Origin of the sequence: Streptomyces albipurpureus (assembly GCF_023701525.1) — a bacterium.
GTDB classification, from domain to species: domain Bacteria; phylum Actinomycetota; class Actinomycetes; order Streptomycetales; family Streptomycetaceae; genus Streptomyces; species Streptomyces albipurpureus.
The window spans coordinates 239,410-254,532 of the sequence record NZ_JAMQAW010000036.1 but is presented as its reverse complement, the minus strand read 5'-3'; the positions used below and the strand labels follow the sequence as shown (position 1 = coordinate 254,532).

10 protein-coding genes and 2 pseudogenes are annotated in these 15,123 nt (G+C 68.4%); 6 read left to right on the top strand and 6 right to left on the bottom strand.

What is annotated here, in order from left to right:
• Positions 1 to 294: 294 nt before the first annotated feature.
• The 4 genes and pseudogenes from NBG84_RS41635 to NBG84_RS28150 all read right to left on the bottom strand — a co-directional run.
• Positions 295 to 896, bottom strand: a pseudogene (locus tag NBG84_RS41635) (heavy metal translocating P-type ATPase); the annotation flags it as partial.
• Positions 897 to 924: 28 nt separating this feature from the next.
• The gene (locus NBG84_RS28160; RefSeq protein ID WP_250922429.1) at positions 925 to 1,584 is read right to left on the bottom strand and encodes a P-type ATPase actuator domain-containing protein; all 660 of its coding nucleotides are present in this window, start codon (positions 1,582 to 1,584) and stop codon (positions 925 to 927) included.
• A 569-nt stretch (positions 1,585 to 2,153) separates the two neighbouring features.
• The gene (locus tag NBG84_RS28155) at positions 2,154 to 2,474 is read right to left on the bottom strand and encodes a heavy-metal-associated domain-containing protein (RefSeq protein WP_250922428.1); all 321 of its coding nucleotides are present in this window, start codon (positions 2,472 to 2,474) and stop codon (positions 2,154 to 2,156) included.
• 182 nt (positions 2,475 to 2,656) lie between these two features.
• Positions 2,657 to 3,523: a TetR family transcriptional regulator gene (locus NBG84_RS28150; protein ID WP_250922427.1), complete on the bottom strand. Its 867-nt coding sequence runs from the start codon at positions 3,521 to 3,523 to the stop codon at positions 2,657 to 2,659.
• 165 nt (positions 3,524 to 3,688) lie between these two features.
• Between NBG84_RS28150 and NBG84_RS28145 the strand changes: the two genes are divergently transcribed.
• Positions 3,689 to 6,370, top strand: coding sequence for an MMPL family transporter (locus NBG84_RS28145; protein WP_250922426.1), 2,682 nt, complete (start codon positions 3,689 to 3,691; stop codon positions 6,368 to 6,370).
• A 326-nt stretch (positions 6,371 to 6,696) separates the two neighbouring features.
• On the opposite strand, the gene NBG84_RS28140 is transcribed toward NBG84_RS28145, so the two are convergent.
• Positions 6,697 to 6,894 carry a helix-turn-helix transcriptional regulator gene (locus tag NBG84_RS28140; protein ID WP_250922425.1) on the bottom strand — a complete coding sequence of 66 codons (198 nt, stop codon included), beginning with the start codon at positions 6,892 to 6,894 and terminating at the stop codon, positions 6,697 to 6,699.
• 208 nt (positions 6,895 to 7,102) lie between these two features.
• The gene (locus NBG84_RS28135; protein WP_250922424.1) at positions 7,103 to 8,014 is read right to left on the bottom strand and encodes a sugar phosphate isomerase/epimerase family protein; all 912 of its coding nucleotides are present in this window, start codon (positions 8,012 to 8,014) and stop codon (positions 7,103 to 7,105) included.
• Between the two features lie 100 nt (positions 8,015 to 8,114).
• Between NBG84_RS28135 and iolC the strand changes: the two are divergent.
• The 5 genes and pseudogenes from iolC to NBG84_RS28110 all read left to right on the top strand — a co-directional run bounded on the left by iolC (position 8,115) and on the right by NBG84_RS28110 (position 15,086).
• Positions 8,115 to 9,285 (top strand): annotated as a pseudogene (gene iolC, locus NBG84_RS28130) (5-dehydro-2-deoxygluconokinase).
• 298 nt (positions 9,286 to 9,583) lie between these two features.
• A complete protein-coding gene (locus tag NBG84_RS28125) occupies positions 9,584 to 10,468 on the top strand; it encodes a Cgl0159 family (beta/alpha)8-fold protein (RefSeq protein WP_250922423.1) in 885 nt (294 codons plus the stop codon).
• Between the two features lie 16 nt (positions 10,469 to 10,484).
• Positions 10,485 to 11,519, top strand: a complete 1,035-nt coding sequence (gene iolB / locus NBG84_RS28120; protein WP_250922422.1) for a 5-deoxy-glucuronate isomerase — start codon at positions 10,485 to 10,487, stop codon at positions 11,517 to 11,519.
• A gap of 26 nt (positions 11,520 to 11,545) precedes the next feature.
• Positions 11,546 to 13,540 carry a 3D-(3,5/4)-trihydroxycyclohexane-1,2-dione acylhydrolase (decyclizing) gene (iolD, locus tag NBG84_RS28115; protein WP_425608713.1) on the top strand — a complete coding sequence of 665 codons (1,995 nt, stop codon included), beginning with the start codon at positions 11,546 to 11,548 and terminating at the stop codon, positions 13,538 to 13,540.
• A 43-nt stretch (positions 13,541 to 13,583) separates the two neighbouring features.
• Entirely contained in the window at positions 13,584 to 15,086 is a 1,503-nt protein-coding gene (locus tag NBG84_RS28110; protein ID WP_250922420.1) for a CoA-acylating methylmalonate-semialdehyde dehydrogenase, read from the top strand.
• The last annotated feature ends 37 nt before the right edge of the window (positions 15,087 to 15,123 follow it).

The window sequence follows — 15,123 nt, the reverse complement described above, 5'->3', positions numbered from 1 at the left end:
GCCTCAGAAGACTTCTGAACCGAATTCCCCCCACGGGATCCGGTCGTCGGTCTCTGCTGCAGCAGAAGCTCCACACGCGGTCTGCCGGGGTACGTACGCACGGGAGGGCCGCTCAAAGCTCCCCGGGCACGTGCCCCGGCCAACGCTTGCCTGGAATGTCCCCCAAGACATCCCGTGAACGTCCCCCAAGACGTTCCTGGCACCGCCCATTTAGACTCATGCGGAGCCTCAATGGTTACCCCTCAATATCTGTGATCTAGGTCTCTTTGTGAAGGACTTGTGCCTCACGCGCGCTCAGGGGAGCGACCGTAGACGCGGGCTGTTCGTCCCCGCGAAGATGGATGAACCGGCCCCGGTGAACCCGGTGATCATGGGGTTGATCAGGTCGAATGCCGCTAGAGGCGGTGTGGCGGCGTTGTAGCCGAAGGCCCAGAAAAGACTCCCTTTGATGGTTTTTAGCGTCCGGTGTGCGAGACGGACGGCGTCCGCGGGCACCCTCGATTCGCCCCGGATGAGAGTGAGATCACTCGCCTGGATCGCGGCATTCAGTGCCCGTGCCCATCGCCGGACCCGGATCCGCGGTGGCGAGCGCCGCCGCGTCGTTGACGCCGGCACCCACCATCGCCACGCTGGGCCTTCCCGCTGGAGTCGTCGTCGGCCTCGACCTCGTTCTGGACCTGATCGACTGCTCCGAGCGCCGCACGCACCTCCCCGATGCCTGCTCCCGCCGCGACCGCCTCGGCCACCGACCGGCCGTCGCGGGTCAGGGGAATGGGCGTCAGCCCTCAGGGTAGGCGGCCGGCCGATGGCCTCGGGGCTGGTCCCTTCGCCATGTCGGCGACGGTCAGTACGCCGAGTGGCTTGCCATCCCAAGCCCCGTAGACGGCCATACGCCCTCTGGATGGGGAAGATTCATCATCCGTCTCATCGTTCATGGCTGCAGGCGCCAGGAGGCTCTCCGGCAGCGGTATGCCCGCGTCTGTGAGCAGCCGGGCTCACCCGATCAGTACCCCAGGGCCGGTCGGCCACTGCCCGTACCCCGGGCCCCGGCGCTTTCCCGGAAGCCGGCGGGAAGCCAACGCGCTCCTTGGTCCCGGGGGAAGGAGCGCGACAGGGGGTGCCCGGTGTGTGCTCCAGCGCATCCGCGACGGGCGGTAGTTCCTGGTCATCGACGCCATCGGTCTCGTACACCCCGTGCCGGACGACGGGAACGGAGATCACCGAAATGCGGTCGACCAGTCGCTGGATTTCGGTGCTCCCGGCTCTGGGCGTCCTCGACGAGCCCGGCCATCCGGGCGAGTTGGCGCTCCGCGGCGACCGGGCGGCCCGGACGGCCAGCCGGTCAGAGGCGTTGACCGTGCCGCGGGTGACGGTCTCGTCGCTTGGCATATCCACGGGCTCGGACTCGGCACCGAGCATGGAGATACCAATGGGAAGGTCACCCTCAGTAACGGTGCCGTCCGTTGTGGTCCTCTCGCCCGGGCGCACGGCAAAGCGGTCACGCGTGGATAGTTGCCCCACCGGGATAAGCGCTTCTGAGCCGTCGCGCAGTACGGAGACGGCGTCCCTGGTGCCCAGCTCCATCAAGGCACGCAGTGCCTTGCCCGCCTTCCGCTGGGCACGGGCCTTCGGTCAGCGGCCGAGGAGGAGGCACGTCACCACCTCGGCGGCGGCGTCCAGATGGATCGGCGGTGAGGCATCGGAGCGCGAGGACGTGCGGTCGACACCATGGCGCGTTCCGGTCATGACGGCATCGCGGAAGCGCTGCCCCCTGAGCGAGCAGCCGAAGTCGGCGAGGGGTCCGACGGGGCGGTGCCAGGGTGACCGTTGGGAACCTCAAGCGCGCCGACAAAGAAGCCGGGCCGTATCCGGTCAGCGTGGGCTGATCGGATACGGCCCGGCGGGGTGGGGGCCACTGGCATGGCCCCGGACGACGCACTGGCACGGGTCGCAATCGGTGGATGAGGGGTGTCGGCGATATGCGATGTGCGCCGACGCTCCACGCACTCGATGTGACCGCAGGCTGGGAGTGGGGGCGTCGGTGGGTTGATGGGTGCGTGGGACTACGTCGCCGCAGCCCTTCGACGCTCCGTCCCCCGAAGTCAGAACTCCGAGTGCCCTTCCCGTTCGGGCTTTCTCCGCCCGGGTTCTGCTCAGGCGGCCTTGCCGACCAGCTCGTAGCCGGCCTCGTCCACGGCCGCGCGCACGGCCTCCTCGTCGAGGGCGGCTTCGGAGACGACGGTCACCTGGCCGGTCGCGGCAACGGCCTTGACCGAGGTGACGCCGACGATCGCGGAGATCTCGGCCGAAATCGAACCCTCGCAGTGGCCGCAGGTCATTCCGGAGACCTGGTAGACGGTGGTCACGCCGGTTTCGGCGCCGCTGGTCGAGTCCGTGCCGCAGGAGCTGCCGCCGCAGCAGCCGGAGGCCGGAGCGTTCTCATCAGTGATCTCGATCTCGGTCTTCGCGGTCATGTCGTTCTCCTCGCAGGGCATGTGAGATGCGCCCATCGCGGCGCATCAGAGGCGTACCAAGGGCTCCCGGAGCTGCCGGGACCCTGTGACACTCAATATACTATACCCCTAGGGGGTATCAAAATCGCGTAAGGATTCAAGCACCCTCCCCTGTGTTCCGCCCATGCCTCAACGCGCGCCCGTCAGGGCTGCGTTCGGTGGACGCAGTCATCGGTGTCCGGGAAGAGCGGGTCGAGATAGCGGAACAGGACCCTCTTGATCTCCAGCATGTACGCGTGTCGCTCCTCGCCCTCATGGGTGAGGACCAGGTCGAGGCCCGCCTTGAAGATGGTGAAGGCCGTGTTGGCGATGCGCGCCAGTTCTGTTGGCGGTGTGTCGGGGAGGTAGGCCGTGAGCACCTCCTCGATCCGGGTGAGCAGGCTCAGATGGATCGCGTTGAACTCCTGGGCGATCTGGCCGGGCGAGTCGGGGCCGTGGATGAGGACCGCGAAGGCCGGGTTGTCGTAGTTGAAGGCGAAGAGCGGGTCGAGTACCTCGTCCAGTAGCGCGTCGAGGGGGAGCGGCTGGCCGGCGGCGACAAGCGCCGTGCCGTGGGACTCGCGCCAGCGTTCCAGCAATCGCCCGCCGAGCTCGATGGCGATGGCCTCTTTGTTCGGGAAGAACTGGTAGAGCGTGCCGGGGGAGACCCCGGCTTCGCGGGCGATGGCGTTGGTGGTGGCCGCGGAGTAGCCGGACGAGGTGAAAACGGTTGCGGCGGCGTCGAGGAGTTGGGCTATCCGGCGCTCGCCGCGCGCTTGGCGGCGGCGCGGTTTGACGCTCGGGGCTTCCGTCCCGGCATCGGCTGCGGTCGCGGTGGTCGCTGCGCTGCTGGAGCGGGAAGCGGGCTCCGGGCGGGAAGCGGGCTCCGGGCTGGACGCTGGGGCCGGGGTGGGCTCGGTCGCCGATGTCGGGGCGGCCCCGGAAGGGGGCTCTGGAGCCGGGGCGGCTCTGGGCTCCGGATCGGGTGCGATTTCCGGAGCGGGAGGCTCCGGTTTTGTCGTCTCCGGCACTGGTATCCCTGGCTTCCTCACACGGTTGACAAACGCGAGTGGTCGCTCGCATTCTTTATCAATGCGAGTGATTGCTCGTATTTGCCAAGTCTATGGCAATGGTCACCCCATGCTGCCTGCTCGGATGCTGCTTGCGCATGGGCCACGGTGAAGGGGACACCCACCATGTCCGATTTCAACGATCCGCCCCCAGCCCAGGGACGGATCGGAGGGTGGACCCGATTCGTCACCGCGAGGCCCACGCTCTCGCTGCTCGCCGCGCTGGTCCTCACCGTGCTTGCGGTGTTCGCGGGTAGCGGAGTCGCGGACCGCATGGGTAGCGGGGGCTGGACGGACCCGGCCGCTGAATCGACGTACGCGACCAAGGCGCTGGAGCGGGAGTTCCCTGGGTCGCAGCCGAATCTGCTGCTGCTCGTGGACAGCGGGCGGGCTGATGTGGACAGCCCGCGGGTCGCGGCCGAGGGCCGCCGACTGGCGGAGCGTCTGGCCGCGGAGGAGGGCGTGACAGGAGTCGGGTCGTACTGGGGGACCTCGTCGCCCGCCCTGCGGGCCAAGGACGGAGGGCAGGCGCTCATCGCGGCCAGGGTCCTGGGCGATGAGAAGACGAAGTCTGAGGTTCTTCAGCGCATCGCCCCGGAGTACCGAGGGACACACGGCCCGGTGGAGGTCTCCCTCGGAGGCCCGGTCGCCGTTGAGCACGAGATGACGACGATCATCCAGGAGGACCTCCTCCTGGCCGAGGCGATCGCGTTGCCGGTGACCCTGATCTTGTTGATCATGGTCTTTGGCAGTGCGGTCGCGGCGGTGCTGCCGCTGCTCATCGGCATTGTCGCGATCCTGGGGACCAACGCGGTGCTGCGCGGTCTTACGGAGTTCACGGATGTCTCCGTCTTCGCGATGAACCTCACCACCGCGCTCGGGCTTGGACTGGCCATCGACTACGCCCTCTTCATCGTGCGCCGCTTCCGGGAGGAACTCGCCGCCGGCGCGGAGGTTCGGGACGCGGTCGGCACGACCCTGCGCACCGCGGGTCGCACCGTTCTGTTCTCGGCACTGACAGTCGCGGTGTCACTCGCCGCCATGCTCGTCTTTCCTCAGTACTTCCTGCGCTCATTCGCCTATGCAGGGGTCGCCGTCGTCCTTCTGGCTGCTGCTGCGGCGCTGGTTCTGCTGCCCGCCGCGCTGATGCTTCTCGGCCATCGGATCAATGCGCTCGATCTACGCCGGGCCTTCCGGCGAAGGCGCGGGCAGGACGGTCGTGTGCCCGGGGGGCGGGCGGCGGCGACCGTGGGGCGCGATCGAACGATGGACGGCGGGACGGATACGGATCAGGGCCCGGCCTCGGAGCGGGCGCCGGCGGCAGAACCGACTCATGGACCCGGGGCGGGATTGGTCGGAGCGTTGAAGGGGGCGCCGGCCCAGGCCAGGTCAGGAGCGGTTGCCGCCGATGCGGAACGGGGAGCACGAAGCGCGGGCTCGGGGGGCTCGGACTCCGGGGGGAGCGGGCCCGTACCGGGTGAGGAGCACGGAGGCTGGGCTCGGCTCGCCGATCTGGTGATGCGCAGGGCCCCGCTCTTCGCCTTTACGACCATCGCAGCGCTGTTGCTGCTCGGGCTGCCCTTCTTGGACGTCAAGTTCGGTACGCCGGATGACCGCCAGTTGCCGGCGTCCGCCGAATCCCATGTCGTCCAGCAGGAGATACGGGATGGGTTCCCCGGGAGCCCCGACGGGGCCATCGAGATATTCGCGGAGGAGACCGGAGCCGGACGGGGAGACAAGGGCGCGTCAGCCACGGCTCCGACTGACTATGCGGAATACCGCAATCGCATCGCCGCCCTTCCCGGAGTGCTCAGGGTCGATGGTCCCGTTGTTTCGGGCAGCGCCGCCTACTTCACGGTGCAGCCGGGGGGCGAAGCGGTCGGCGAGGGCGCCCAGCGTCTGGTTCATGATCTGCGCGAGATACCGGCCCCGTTTGAGACCTCGGTGACGGGGCGGGCAGCGGTGCTGGAGGATTCCAAATCCGCGATCGCGGACAAGCTACTGCTGGCGCTCGGGATCATCGCCGTGGCCACCTTGCTGCTGGTCTTCCTGCTCACCGGGAGTCTGTTGATCCCCCTTCAGGCAGTGGTGCTCAATGCGCTGAGTCTGACGGCCATGTTCGGCGCGGTCGTCTGGGTCTTCCAAGACGGCAATCTCTCGGAGCTCTTGGGGTTCACCCCCACCGGAGACATCGAGACCAATCTGCCGGTGCTGATGTTCTGCATCGCCTTCGGGCTCTCCATGGACTACGGAGTCTTCCTGCTCTCCCGTATCAAGGAAGAGTACGACCGTACGCATGATCATGAGCATGCGGTCCGCTTCGGGCTTCAGCGCACCGGTGGGCTCATCACCGCGGCGGCCGTGATCCTCGCGGTGGTGATGGTCGCCATCGGCACCTCGCGGGTCACCAATACCAAGATGCTCGGTCTGGGGATCGCACTGGCTGTGCTGATGGACGCCATGGTGGTGCGCAGTCTGTTGGTGCCATCGGTGATGAAGCTCATGGGGGCGCGGAGTTGGTGGGCCCCCGGTCCGCTCCGAAGGTTCCATCAGCGGTTCGGCCTGAGCGAAGGCGAGACAACGAGCCCCGTCTCTGCGCGGGGCGGCGGCTCAGGGCGCGGGGATGGGCCGAACGAAGGATCAGGCCCTGGTCCGGATCGCGGCCCGGGTCACGGTCCAGACCACGGCCCCGGCAGCGGCCCGGATCGCGGCTCTGATGGTGGCCCCGATGGTGGGGCGGGCGGTGGCTCTGGACCAGGGGCGGGGCGCAGGCCGGGCTCTGCCTCGTGGGACCGGGCCGGGGTTTGACGGCCAGCCCGAACCCGAAGTAGCCGCCCTGGCATCCGCCGCACGAGCTGAACGAGCTGGACGGGCGGCACCTGCCACACCAGCCAAGCCAGCCGGATGAGCCAGGCCAGCCGGACGGGCTGGGCGCGGGTGACCAACCGAGCAAGGGGAGTAGGGCTCGTGCGGCTGGAAGCCAGAGAACAGCGGGTGGGAGTGGGAAGCCAGGGAAGTGAAGGGAAGGGCAGGCGGGGGGGGCAGGTAGGGGCAGGGGCGGGCAGGGGGCTGGAAGTCAGAAAAGGCGGAGTCCCGCACCCCCGGTCGGGGTGCGGGACTGCCGTTGAGGAGGTTCAGTTAGGGCGTCCCCGGTTCCCGGGACGGTTCGCCACCCATACGCGAATGGTCTCGGCGTACCAGTAGGGCTTTCCGGCCTCCACTAGATCAGGTGGTGGTAGCAGCCCGTGCTTCCGATAGGAGCGGACCGTGTCGGGCTGTACCCGGATGTGAGCAGCGATCTCCTTGTAGGACCAGAGCCTTTTGTCCGTCATGTGGCACCTCCCTGCGTGCGCGACAACGGCGGCCGGGGGGCCGTCGGGGGAGCCATCGCGCGTTCGCTGGCGATCATGAGCGTGCGCCTGTTGAGCGGCGAACAGTGCAGGTAAGGCAGGTCTGTCGACTGCCCGTGACGGAAAACCCGCGTAATGGAGATATGTGTGATCAGAGGGCGACAACGGTGACAGATGTGATGAGTGAGCCTCAGGCGCCGCAAGTGCGAAGGAATTGGCGAGTCCGCTGAGCGATGGGGAGCGGTTTGTCCGCCGCACAGGGGTACATGTCCTGCTCGACGATGGCGAAAAGATCCACCCCCAGGGCCTGAGCTGCCGTCAGCACGGGCTCCAGCGCGGGGACCCCGGAGGGGGGCTCACACATCACCCCTCGGGCGACCGCGGGCCCGAAAGCCACCCGATCGGCGATGACACCCGCGAGGATCTCGGGGTCCACCTGCTTGAGATGGAGATAGCCGATCCGTTCCCCGTAGGTCTCGATCAGCTTGACGCTGTCGCCGCCGCAGTACGCGTAGTGCCCGGTGTCCAGGCAGAGCGAGACCAGATCCGAGTCGGTGGCGTCAAGGAAGCGGCTGACATTGGCTTCACTGTCGATATGGGTGTCCGCATGGGGGTGGACCACGACCCTCAGCCCGTAGCGCTCGCGCACCTCGCGGCCGAGCCGCTCGGTCTGGGCGGCTAGATCTCGCCATTGACGAGCGGTCAGCGTGCTGTCCTCCACCAGTTGGCCCGTCTTGTCGTCGCGCCAGAAAGAGGGGATGACGACCAGATGCTCAGCGCCCGTCGCCTGAGTGAGTGCAGCGACGTTCGACACCTGCGCCCAGGTCTTCTCCCAGACAACCGGGCCGTGATGCAGTCCCGTGAAGACGGTCCCGGCGGACACCTTTAGCCCGCGGCGACCGGTCTCCTCGCCCAGGACCACGGGATCGGTGGGGAGATAGCCATAGGGGCCGAGTTCAATCCACTGGTAGCCGGCTTGGGTGACCTCATCGAGGAAGCGGGGCCAGGGCACCTGAAGGGGGTCGTCGGGGAACCACACGCCCCAGGAGTCTGGGGCCGAGCCGACCCGGATGCGGTTGAGGGCGGGGGCGGGGGAGCTCATGCGGCCGAGCTTTACGGCCCCCGCAAAACGGTGTCAAGGCTACGTCCGAATGTCAGGACAAAATGTTGACAGCGTTCGGCGGACGGCGTTAGACCTGGAGATGCCCGAGCAGCGAAGCGGAGGGATGCGCATGTCGCAGCGGTCTGAGCCGGAGCCCTATGACGTCATCACCATGGGACGCATCGGGGTGGATCTCTATCCGTTGCGGACCGGGGTGCCGTTGGCGAAGGTCGATGTGTTCGGCAAGTTCCTCGGCGGCTCGGCCACCAATGTGGCCGTGGGCGCCGCCAGGCTCGGACGACGTTCTGCCGTGATCACTCGCACGGGAGCAGACGCCTTCGGCGACTATCTCCACGACGCGCTCCGCGATTTCGGGGTGGACGACCGCTGGGTGACCCCGGTTCATGGCCTCCCCACTCCGGTCACCTTCTGCGAGATCTTCCCACCGGACGATTTTCCGCTGTGGTTCTACCGGCAACCCAAGGCCCCCGACCTGGAACTACATCAGCACGAGCTCGATCTACCGGCGATCCGTTCGGCACGGGTCTTCTGGGTGACCGGCACCGGGCTGAGCGAGGAACCCAGCCGATCCACCACCCTTGCCGCGCTCGCTCACCGCGACCGCGCGGGCATCACCGTCTTCGACCTCGACTGGCGGCCCATGTTCTGGCGCGATCCCGATGCGGCCCGGTCGTACTACCACCAGGCCCTCACCGCCGCCACGGTCGCCGTGGGCAATCTCGACGAGTGCGAGATCGCCACCGGTGAGCGCGATCCGCTCACCGCTGCCAGGGCGCTGCTCGAAGCGGGCGCGGAGCTCGCCGTGGTCAAGCAGGGCCCGAAGGGGGTCCTGGCGCTCCACCGCGACGGCACCCGTGCGGACGTCCCACCCGTGCCCGTCGCCGTGGTCAATGGGCTAGGCGCCGGAGATGCCTTCGGTGGAGCGCTCTGCCACGGGTTGCTCGCCGGCTGGGACCTGGAGCGGGTGATGCGGTACGCGAACGCCGCGGGGGCCATCGTCGCCGCGCGTCTCGCCTGCTCCACCGCGATGCCCTACCCGGCAGAGGTCGACCAGGTCCTCTCCGGCGGCCCGGTCCCGCGCTCGCCCACCCCTCCGCCCCAAGCCCCCGCACCCCAGCCAGACCCCTTCGCGCCCACCGCCCAGCTGGGCGAAACCTCCCGCGGAGTCGTCGACCCAGCCGACTCGGCCCATACAGCGGATCCAGCCGGTACAGCCCACCTGGCCCAGCCGGCAGATCCGCCCCAGCTGAGCCCGTCCGCCACCCCGCAGGCCAAAGCCCCGCCGCCCAAAGCCACTCCAGCCACCCCCGCCGTACCGGCTGGACCCGCCGCGTCAGCCACCCCCGTCGCACCAGCAGCTGCGACCGGAACTGAAGCCCCAACCGGAGACCGCCCGTCCAGGGCGTCATCGGCCCCTGTCCCACCGTCCCAAGACTCTCCGGGGGATGAGGACTACACAGGTGATCAGAACCGCTCGGGTGATCAGGACTGCCCGGGTGGCCCCCGGGCGCCGTCGACCGAACGCCCCGAGGGTCCCGGAGGCCGCCCATGAGCCGCGTGGACATCACCGAGCTGATCGGCATTCGTACCCAGCACCCCGAAGCCGTCGCCGAGGCCGCCTCCCACCGCCGTAGACGCCCCCGGCTGATGGGGGAGAGCGGCCGCCTGATGATCATCGCGGCGGATCATCCGGCCCGTGGGGCGCTCGCCGTCGGCGAGCGCCCGCTCGCCATGGCCAATCGCCTCGACCTCCTGGAGCGCCTCTGCCTCGCCCTCTCCCGGCCCGGCGTTGACGGTGTCCTCGCCACCGCCGACATCCTCGATGATCTACTGCTGCTCGGGGCGCTCGACGACAAGGTCGTCATGGGTTCGATGAACCGCGGTGGACTCGCCGGCGCGTCCTTTGAACTGGACGACCGCTTTACCGGCCATCGTCCGCAAGACCTCTCCCGCCTTCGTTTCGACGCGGGCAAGCTCTTGCTCCGTATCCACTACCAGGACCCGGCGTCCCTCGACACCCTCCACACCGCCGCCCGAGTCATCGACGAGATGGCGGAACGTCAGCTGCCGGTCTTCGTAGAGCCGTTCATCTGTCACCGGACCGAGGGGCGACTGCGCAATGATCTGAGCGCTGGGGCGGTCACCCGATCCATCGCCATAGCCTCCGGTCTCGCCGGGACCTCCGCGTACACCTGGCTGAAAGTGCCGGTCACCGATGACCCTGACGATATGGCGGCGGTGATGCAGACCTCCACCCTGCCGGCGGTGATCCTCGGCGGTGACATCGGCAGGGATCAGGACGGCGCCTTTGAGAAGTGGCGCGGCGCCCTGGGCCTGCCCACTGTTCAGGGGTTGGTCGTGGGGCGTTCACTGCTCTATCCAGCCGACGGCGATGTCACCGGCGCGGTCGATACTGCGGTAGGGCTTCTCTAGGGGGTACGCAGAGGACATGAGCGCCGATCACATCCCCACCACCACCCAGGAGCCGTACGTCCCGGCTGGTAGCGCCGCCAGTGGGCCGTACGCACTGCGGGTCGACCCCGAGCGCGCGGGCTGGACGTACTCCAGTCTGCGCGTACTGGAACTGGCGCCCGGTGCGTGCCACACCTTGACCACCGGCGACAGCGAGTGGATCGTGCTGCCACTGAGCGGCGGTTGCACCGTACACACAGAAGAGGAGTTCTTTGAACTCCACGGAAGGGAAGGGGTATTTGGCGGAGTGACGGACTTCGCCTATGTGCCGCGTGATGCCCACGCACAGATCGCCTCCGGTGCGGGAGGCCGCTTCGCCCTGGCAGGAGCGAAGTGCGAGCGACGACTCCCCGCTCGCTATGTCCCCGCGCCGGAGGTACTGGTAGAGCTGCGCGGCTCTGGGACGTGTTCCCGCCAGGTCAACAACTTCGCCGCCGCCGGGGTCTTCGAGTGCGATCGACTGATTGCGGTGGAGGTCCTCACCCCCGGTGGGAACTGGTCCTCCTATCCGCCGCACAAGCACGATGAGCACCGACCCGGCGCCGAGTCCGAGCTGGAAGAGATCTACTACTTCGAGATCGATCAGGGTGGCAGCGGCTTTCACCAGGTCTCCCCCTCCCGTCCAGGGGGTACGGAGTTGATCGCCGAGGTCCGCAGCGGGGACGCCGTTCTCATTCCCGACGGTTGGCACGGCCCGTCCATCGCGGCTCCCGGACGGACCATGTACTACCTCAATGTCATGGCAGGGCCCGGTGCCCGAGAGTGGCTGATCCAGGACCATCCGGAGCATGGCTGGATTCGCGACACCTGGCCGAACCAGCCCAGGGACACCAGATTGCCCCTCTACCCGGCCGAGCCCGCCCAGTGCGAACGGACCGTACCCGACTCCGCTCCCGCCCGGGACGGGCATGCCGCACCCGAGCCCGCACCCGAGCCCGCCGAGGTCGAGCAGGCCGCCGCACGCGAAGGAGGTCAGGAGTGGGGAGGTCAGACGTGGGGAGGTCAGACGTGAGCGGGGCAGACCTGAGGAGGTCAGGCATGAGTGGGGCAGACGTGAGGAGGCCAGGAGTGAAGAGTTCAGGCGTGGCTACCCGTCGGCTCACCGTCGCCCAAGCCCTCATCACCTTCCTCACCCGCCAGTACACCGAGCGGGATGGGCATCGCCAACGCCTGATCACGGCCACCTGGGGCATCTTTGGCCACGGCAATGTGGCCGGAATCGGTCAGGCCCTGCTGGAGTCCGGCACCGGCCCGTTCCCCCTCAGCCCCCCGGGCAGGCGCCTGCCCGGAACGGACACCCCGACCGGGCCCGATACGCCGTACACGTCGTGCATGCCGTACTTCCAGGGCCGCAACGAGCAGGCCATGGTGCATGCGGCAGTCGGCTATGCCCGCCAGTCCCGCCGGCTCTCCGCGCACGCGGTCACCACGTCCATCGGTCCGGGCGCCACCAACCTCGTCACGGGCGCCGCGCTGGCCACCATCAACCGACTGCCCGTCCTGCTGCTGCCCGGTGACACCTTCGCCACCCGCCCGGCCGATCCCGTACTGCAACAACTCGAAGTCCCCTACGCGGGCGATCTGTCGGTCAACGACGCCCTGCGCCCGGTCTCCCGCTTCTTCGACCGCATCACCCGCCCCGAAGCGCTGATCCCGTCCGCGCTCCAGGCCATGCGGGTCCTCGCGGACCCGGCGGAGACCGGGGCGGTGACCCTCGCGCTGCCTCAGGACGTACAGGTCGAGGCATACGACTGGCCCGAGGAGTTCTTCGCCGAGCGCGACTGGCGGGTGGGCCGTCCATGTGCCGACCGGGCGGCACTGGCGTCGGCCCGCCGTGCGCTGGCCGACGCACAGCGACCGCTGGTCGTCGTCGGTGGCGGTGTCCACCACAGCGAGGCCGAAGCGGCGCTCGGAGCGTTCGCCGATGCCACCGGCATTCCCGTCGCCTCCACCCAGGCCGGCAAGGGCTCACTCCCGTACGACCACCCCGCTGACATCGGCGGTATCGGCCACACCGGAACCGCCGTCGCGGCCGAGCTGGCCCGCACCGCCGATCTGGTGATCGGTGTGGGTACCCGCTGGTCGGACTTCACCACGGCGTCCTCCACGCTGTTCCAGAACCCGTCCGTCCGGTTCCTCAACATCAATGTCACCTCGTTCGACGCCCACAAGATGGCCGGTCTCACCCTCATCGCCGACGCCCGAGAGGCACTCACCAGCCTCACCTCATCGCCGGTGCGGGTCCAGCCCTCATACGAGAGGGAGTACCGCGAGGCCAAGGTGGGCTGGGAACAGCGGGTGGACACCGCCTTCCGCGCGGAGGACCCGCACGCCGTACCCACCCAGACCCAGGTGCTCGGCGTTCTCGACAGCCTCGTCGACCAGGACGACATCGTCATCAACGCGGCCGGATCACTCCCGGGGGACCTCCACAGACTGTGGCGCGCCCGGTCCGTGGACCAGTACCACGTGGAGTACGGCTACTCCTGCATGGGATATGAGATCCCCGCCGCCATCGGCGTCTGTCTCGCGGCACCCGGTCGGCCGGTCTGGGCGCTCGTCGGCGACGGCACCTATCTGATGAACCCCACCGAGATCGTCACCGCCGTTCAGGAGGGCATCCCCATCAAGGTGGTGATCCTCCAGAACCACGGGTACGCGTCGATCGGCGGGCTCTCCGAGTCGGTCGGCGGCGAACGGTTCGGCACCGCCTACCGACACCGTGCCCCTGACGGCACGTACACGGGCGCACCACTGCCCGTCGACCTCGCCGCCAACGCCGAGTCCCTCGGGCTACGGATGATCCGCGCCAGGACCGTGGATGACCTGCGGCAGGCCCTCATCGACGCCCGTGGCGCGGACGTTCCAACAGGTGTCTATGTCGAGACCGAAACGGCAGACACTGTGTCGAGCGCTCCGCCAGCACAGGCGTGGTGGGATGTTCCCGTGGCAGAGATCGCGACCCGGCCGTCGGCGGTCAAGGCCCGGGAGGAGTACGAGCGGCATTTCGCCGAGCGGCGCCGCCAGCTGTGAGACATCCCCGAGACGTGCCGGCATTTGTGAAGGAGCCTTTCTCATGACGAAGCACATCCACCACTGGATCGGTGGAAAGACCGTCGAGGGCGCGTCCGGTAACTGGAGCCCGGTGACTGACCCGGCGACCGGCGCAGTCACCGCCGAGGTGGCGCTGGCATCGACCGAAGAGGTCGGCGCCGCCGTGGCCGCGGCCAAGGAGGCCTTCACCACCTGGGGTACCTCGTCGCTCGCCCAGCGGACCGCCATCCTCTTCCGCTACCGCGCGCTGCTTGACGCCCGTCGCGACGACATCGCCGCGCTGATCACCGCCGAGCACGGCAAGGTCCACTCCGACGCGCTGGGTGAGGTCGCCCGCGGTCTTGAGGTCGTCGAACTGGCCTGTGGCATCACCACCCAGATCAAGGGCGAGCTGTCCACCCAGGTATCCAACCGGATCGATGTGGCCTCGATCCGGCAGCCGCTCGGTGTCGTCGCCGGCATCACCCCGTTCAACTTCCCGGCGATGGTCCCGATGTGGATGTTCCCGCTGGCGATCGCCTGTGGAAACACCTTCATCCTCAAGCCCAGCGAGAAGGACCCCTCGTCGGCCAACCTCCTCGCCGAGCTGGCCAGCGAGGCCGGACTCCCCGACGGTGTGCTCAATGTGGTCCACGGTGACAAGGTCGCGGTGGACGCGCTGCTGGAGCACCCGGACGTGTCAGCCGTGTCCTTCGTCGGCTCCACGCCGATCGCCCGCTACATCCACACCACCGCATCCGCCAACGGCAAGCGTGTCCAGGCACTCGGCGGTGCGAAGAACCACATGCTGGTCCTTCCCGACGCCGACCTGGACGCGGCGGCCGACGCCGCCGTCTCCGCGGCCTACGGCTCCGCAGGCGAGCGCTGCATGGCCATCTCCGCGGTCGTCGCCCTCGACTCCATCGCCGACGAGCTGGTGGAGAAGATCCGTGAGCGCGCCGAGAAGATCAAGATCGGCCCCGGCACCGACCCCACGTCCGAGATGGGCCCCCTGATCACCAAGGTCCACCGCGACAAGGTGGCCTCCTACGTCACCGGCGCCGCCGCCCAGGGCGCCGAGGTCGTGCTCGACGGCACCGGCTTCACCGTAGACGGCTTCGAAGACGGCCACTGGATCGGTATCTCCCTCCTGGACAAGGTCTCCACCGACTCCGACGCCTACCGCGACGAGATCTTCGGCCCGGTGCTCTGCGTCCTGCGCGCCGAGACCTATGAAGAGGGCATGGCGCTCATCAACGCCTCGCAGTACGGCAACGGCACCGCGGTCTTCACCCGTGACGGCGGCGCGGCCCGCCGCTTCCAGCTGGAGGTCCAGGCCGGCATGGTCGGCGTGAACGTGCCGGTCCCCGTCCCCGTCGGCTACCACTCCTTCGGCGGTTGGAAGGACTCGCTCTTCGGCGACCACCACATCTACGGCAACGACGGCGTGCACTTCTACACCCGCGGCAAGGTCGTCACCACCCGCTGGCCCGACCCGGCTGACACCCCCACCGGTGTGGACCTCGGCTTCCCGCAGAACCACTGACACCAGCCACACGCCGGACGGTCCTCGCGCTGGCTGC

Coding starts and splice junctions, on each gene's coding strand:
- NBG84_RS28160 (WP_250922429.1), bottom strand. CDS start 1,584: ATGGAGCTGGGCACCAGGGACGCCGTCTCCGTACTGCGCGACGGCTCA.
- NBG84_RS28155 (WP_250922428.1), bottom strand. CDS start 2,474: ATGACCGCGAAGACCGAGATCGAGATCACTGATGAGAACGCTCCGGCC.
- NBG84_RS28145 (WP_250922426.1), top strand. CDS start 3,689: ATGTCCGATTTCAACGATCCGCCCCCAGCCCAGGGACGGATCGGAGGG.
- NBG84_RS28140 (WP_250922425.1), bottom strand. CDS start 6,894: ATGACGGACAAAAGGCTCTGGTCCTACAAGGAGATCGCTGCTCACATC.
- NBG84_RS28135 (WP_250922424.1), bottom strand. CDS start 8,014: ATGAGCTCCCCCGCCCCCGCCCTCAACCGCATCCGGGTCGGCTCGGCC.
- NBG84_RS28125 (WP_250922423.1), top strand. CDS start 9,584: ATGAGCCGCGTGGACATCACCGAGCTGATCGGCATTCGTACCCAGCAC.
- iolB (WP_250922422.1), top strand. CDS start 10,485: ATGAGCGCCGATCACATCCCCACCACCACCCAGGAGCCGTACGTCCCG.
- iolD (WP_425608713.1), top strand. CDS start 11,546: ATGAGTGGGGCAGACGTGAGGAGGCCAGGAGTGAAGAGTTCAGGCGTG.
- NBG84_RS28110 (WP_250922420.1), top strand. CDS start 13,584: ATGACGAAGCACATCCACCACTGGATCGGTGGAAAGACCGTCGAGGGC.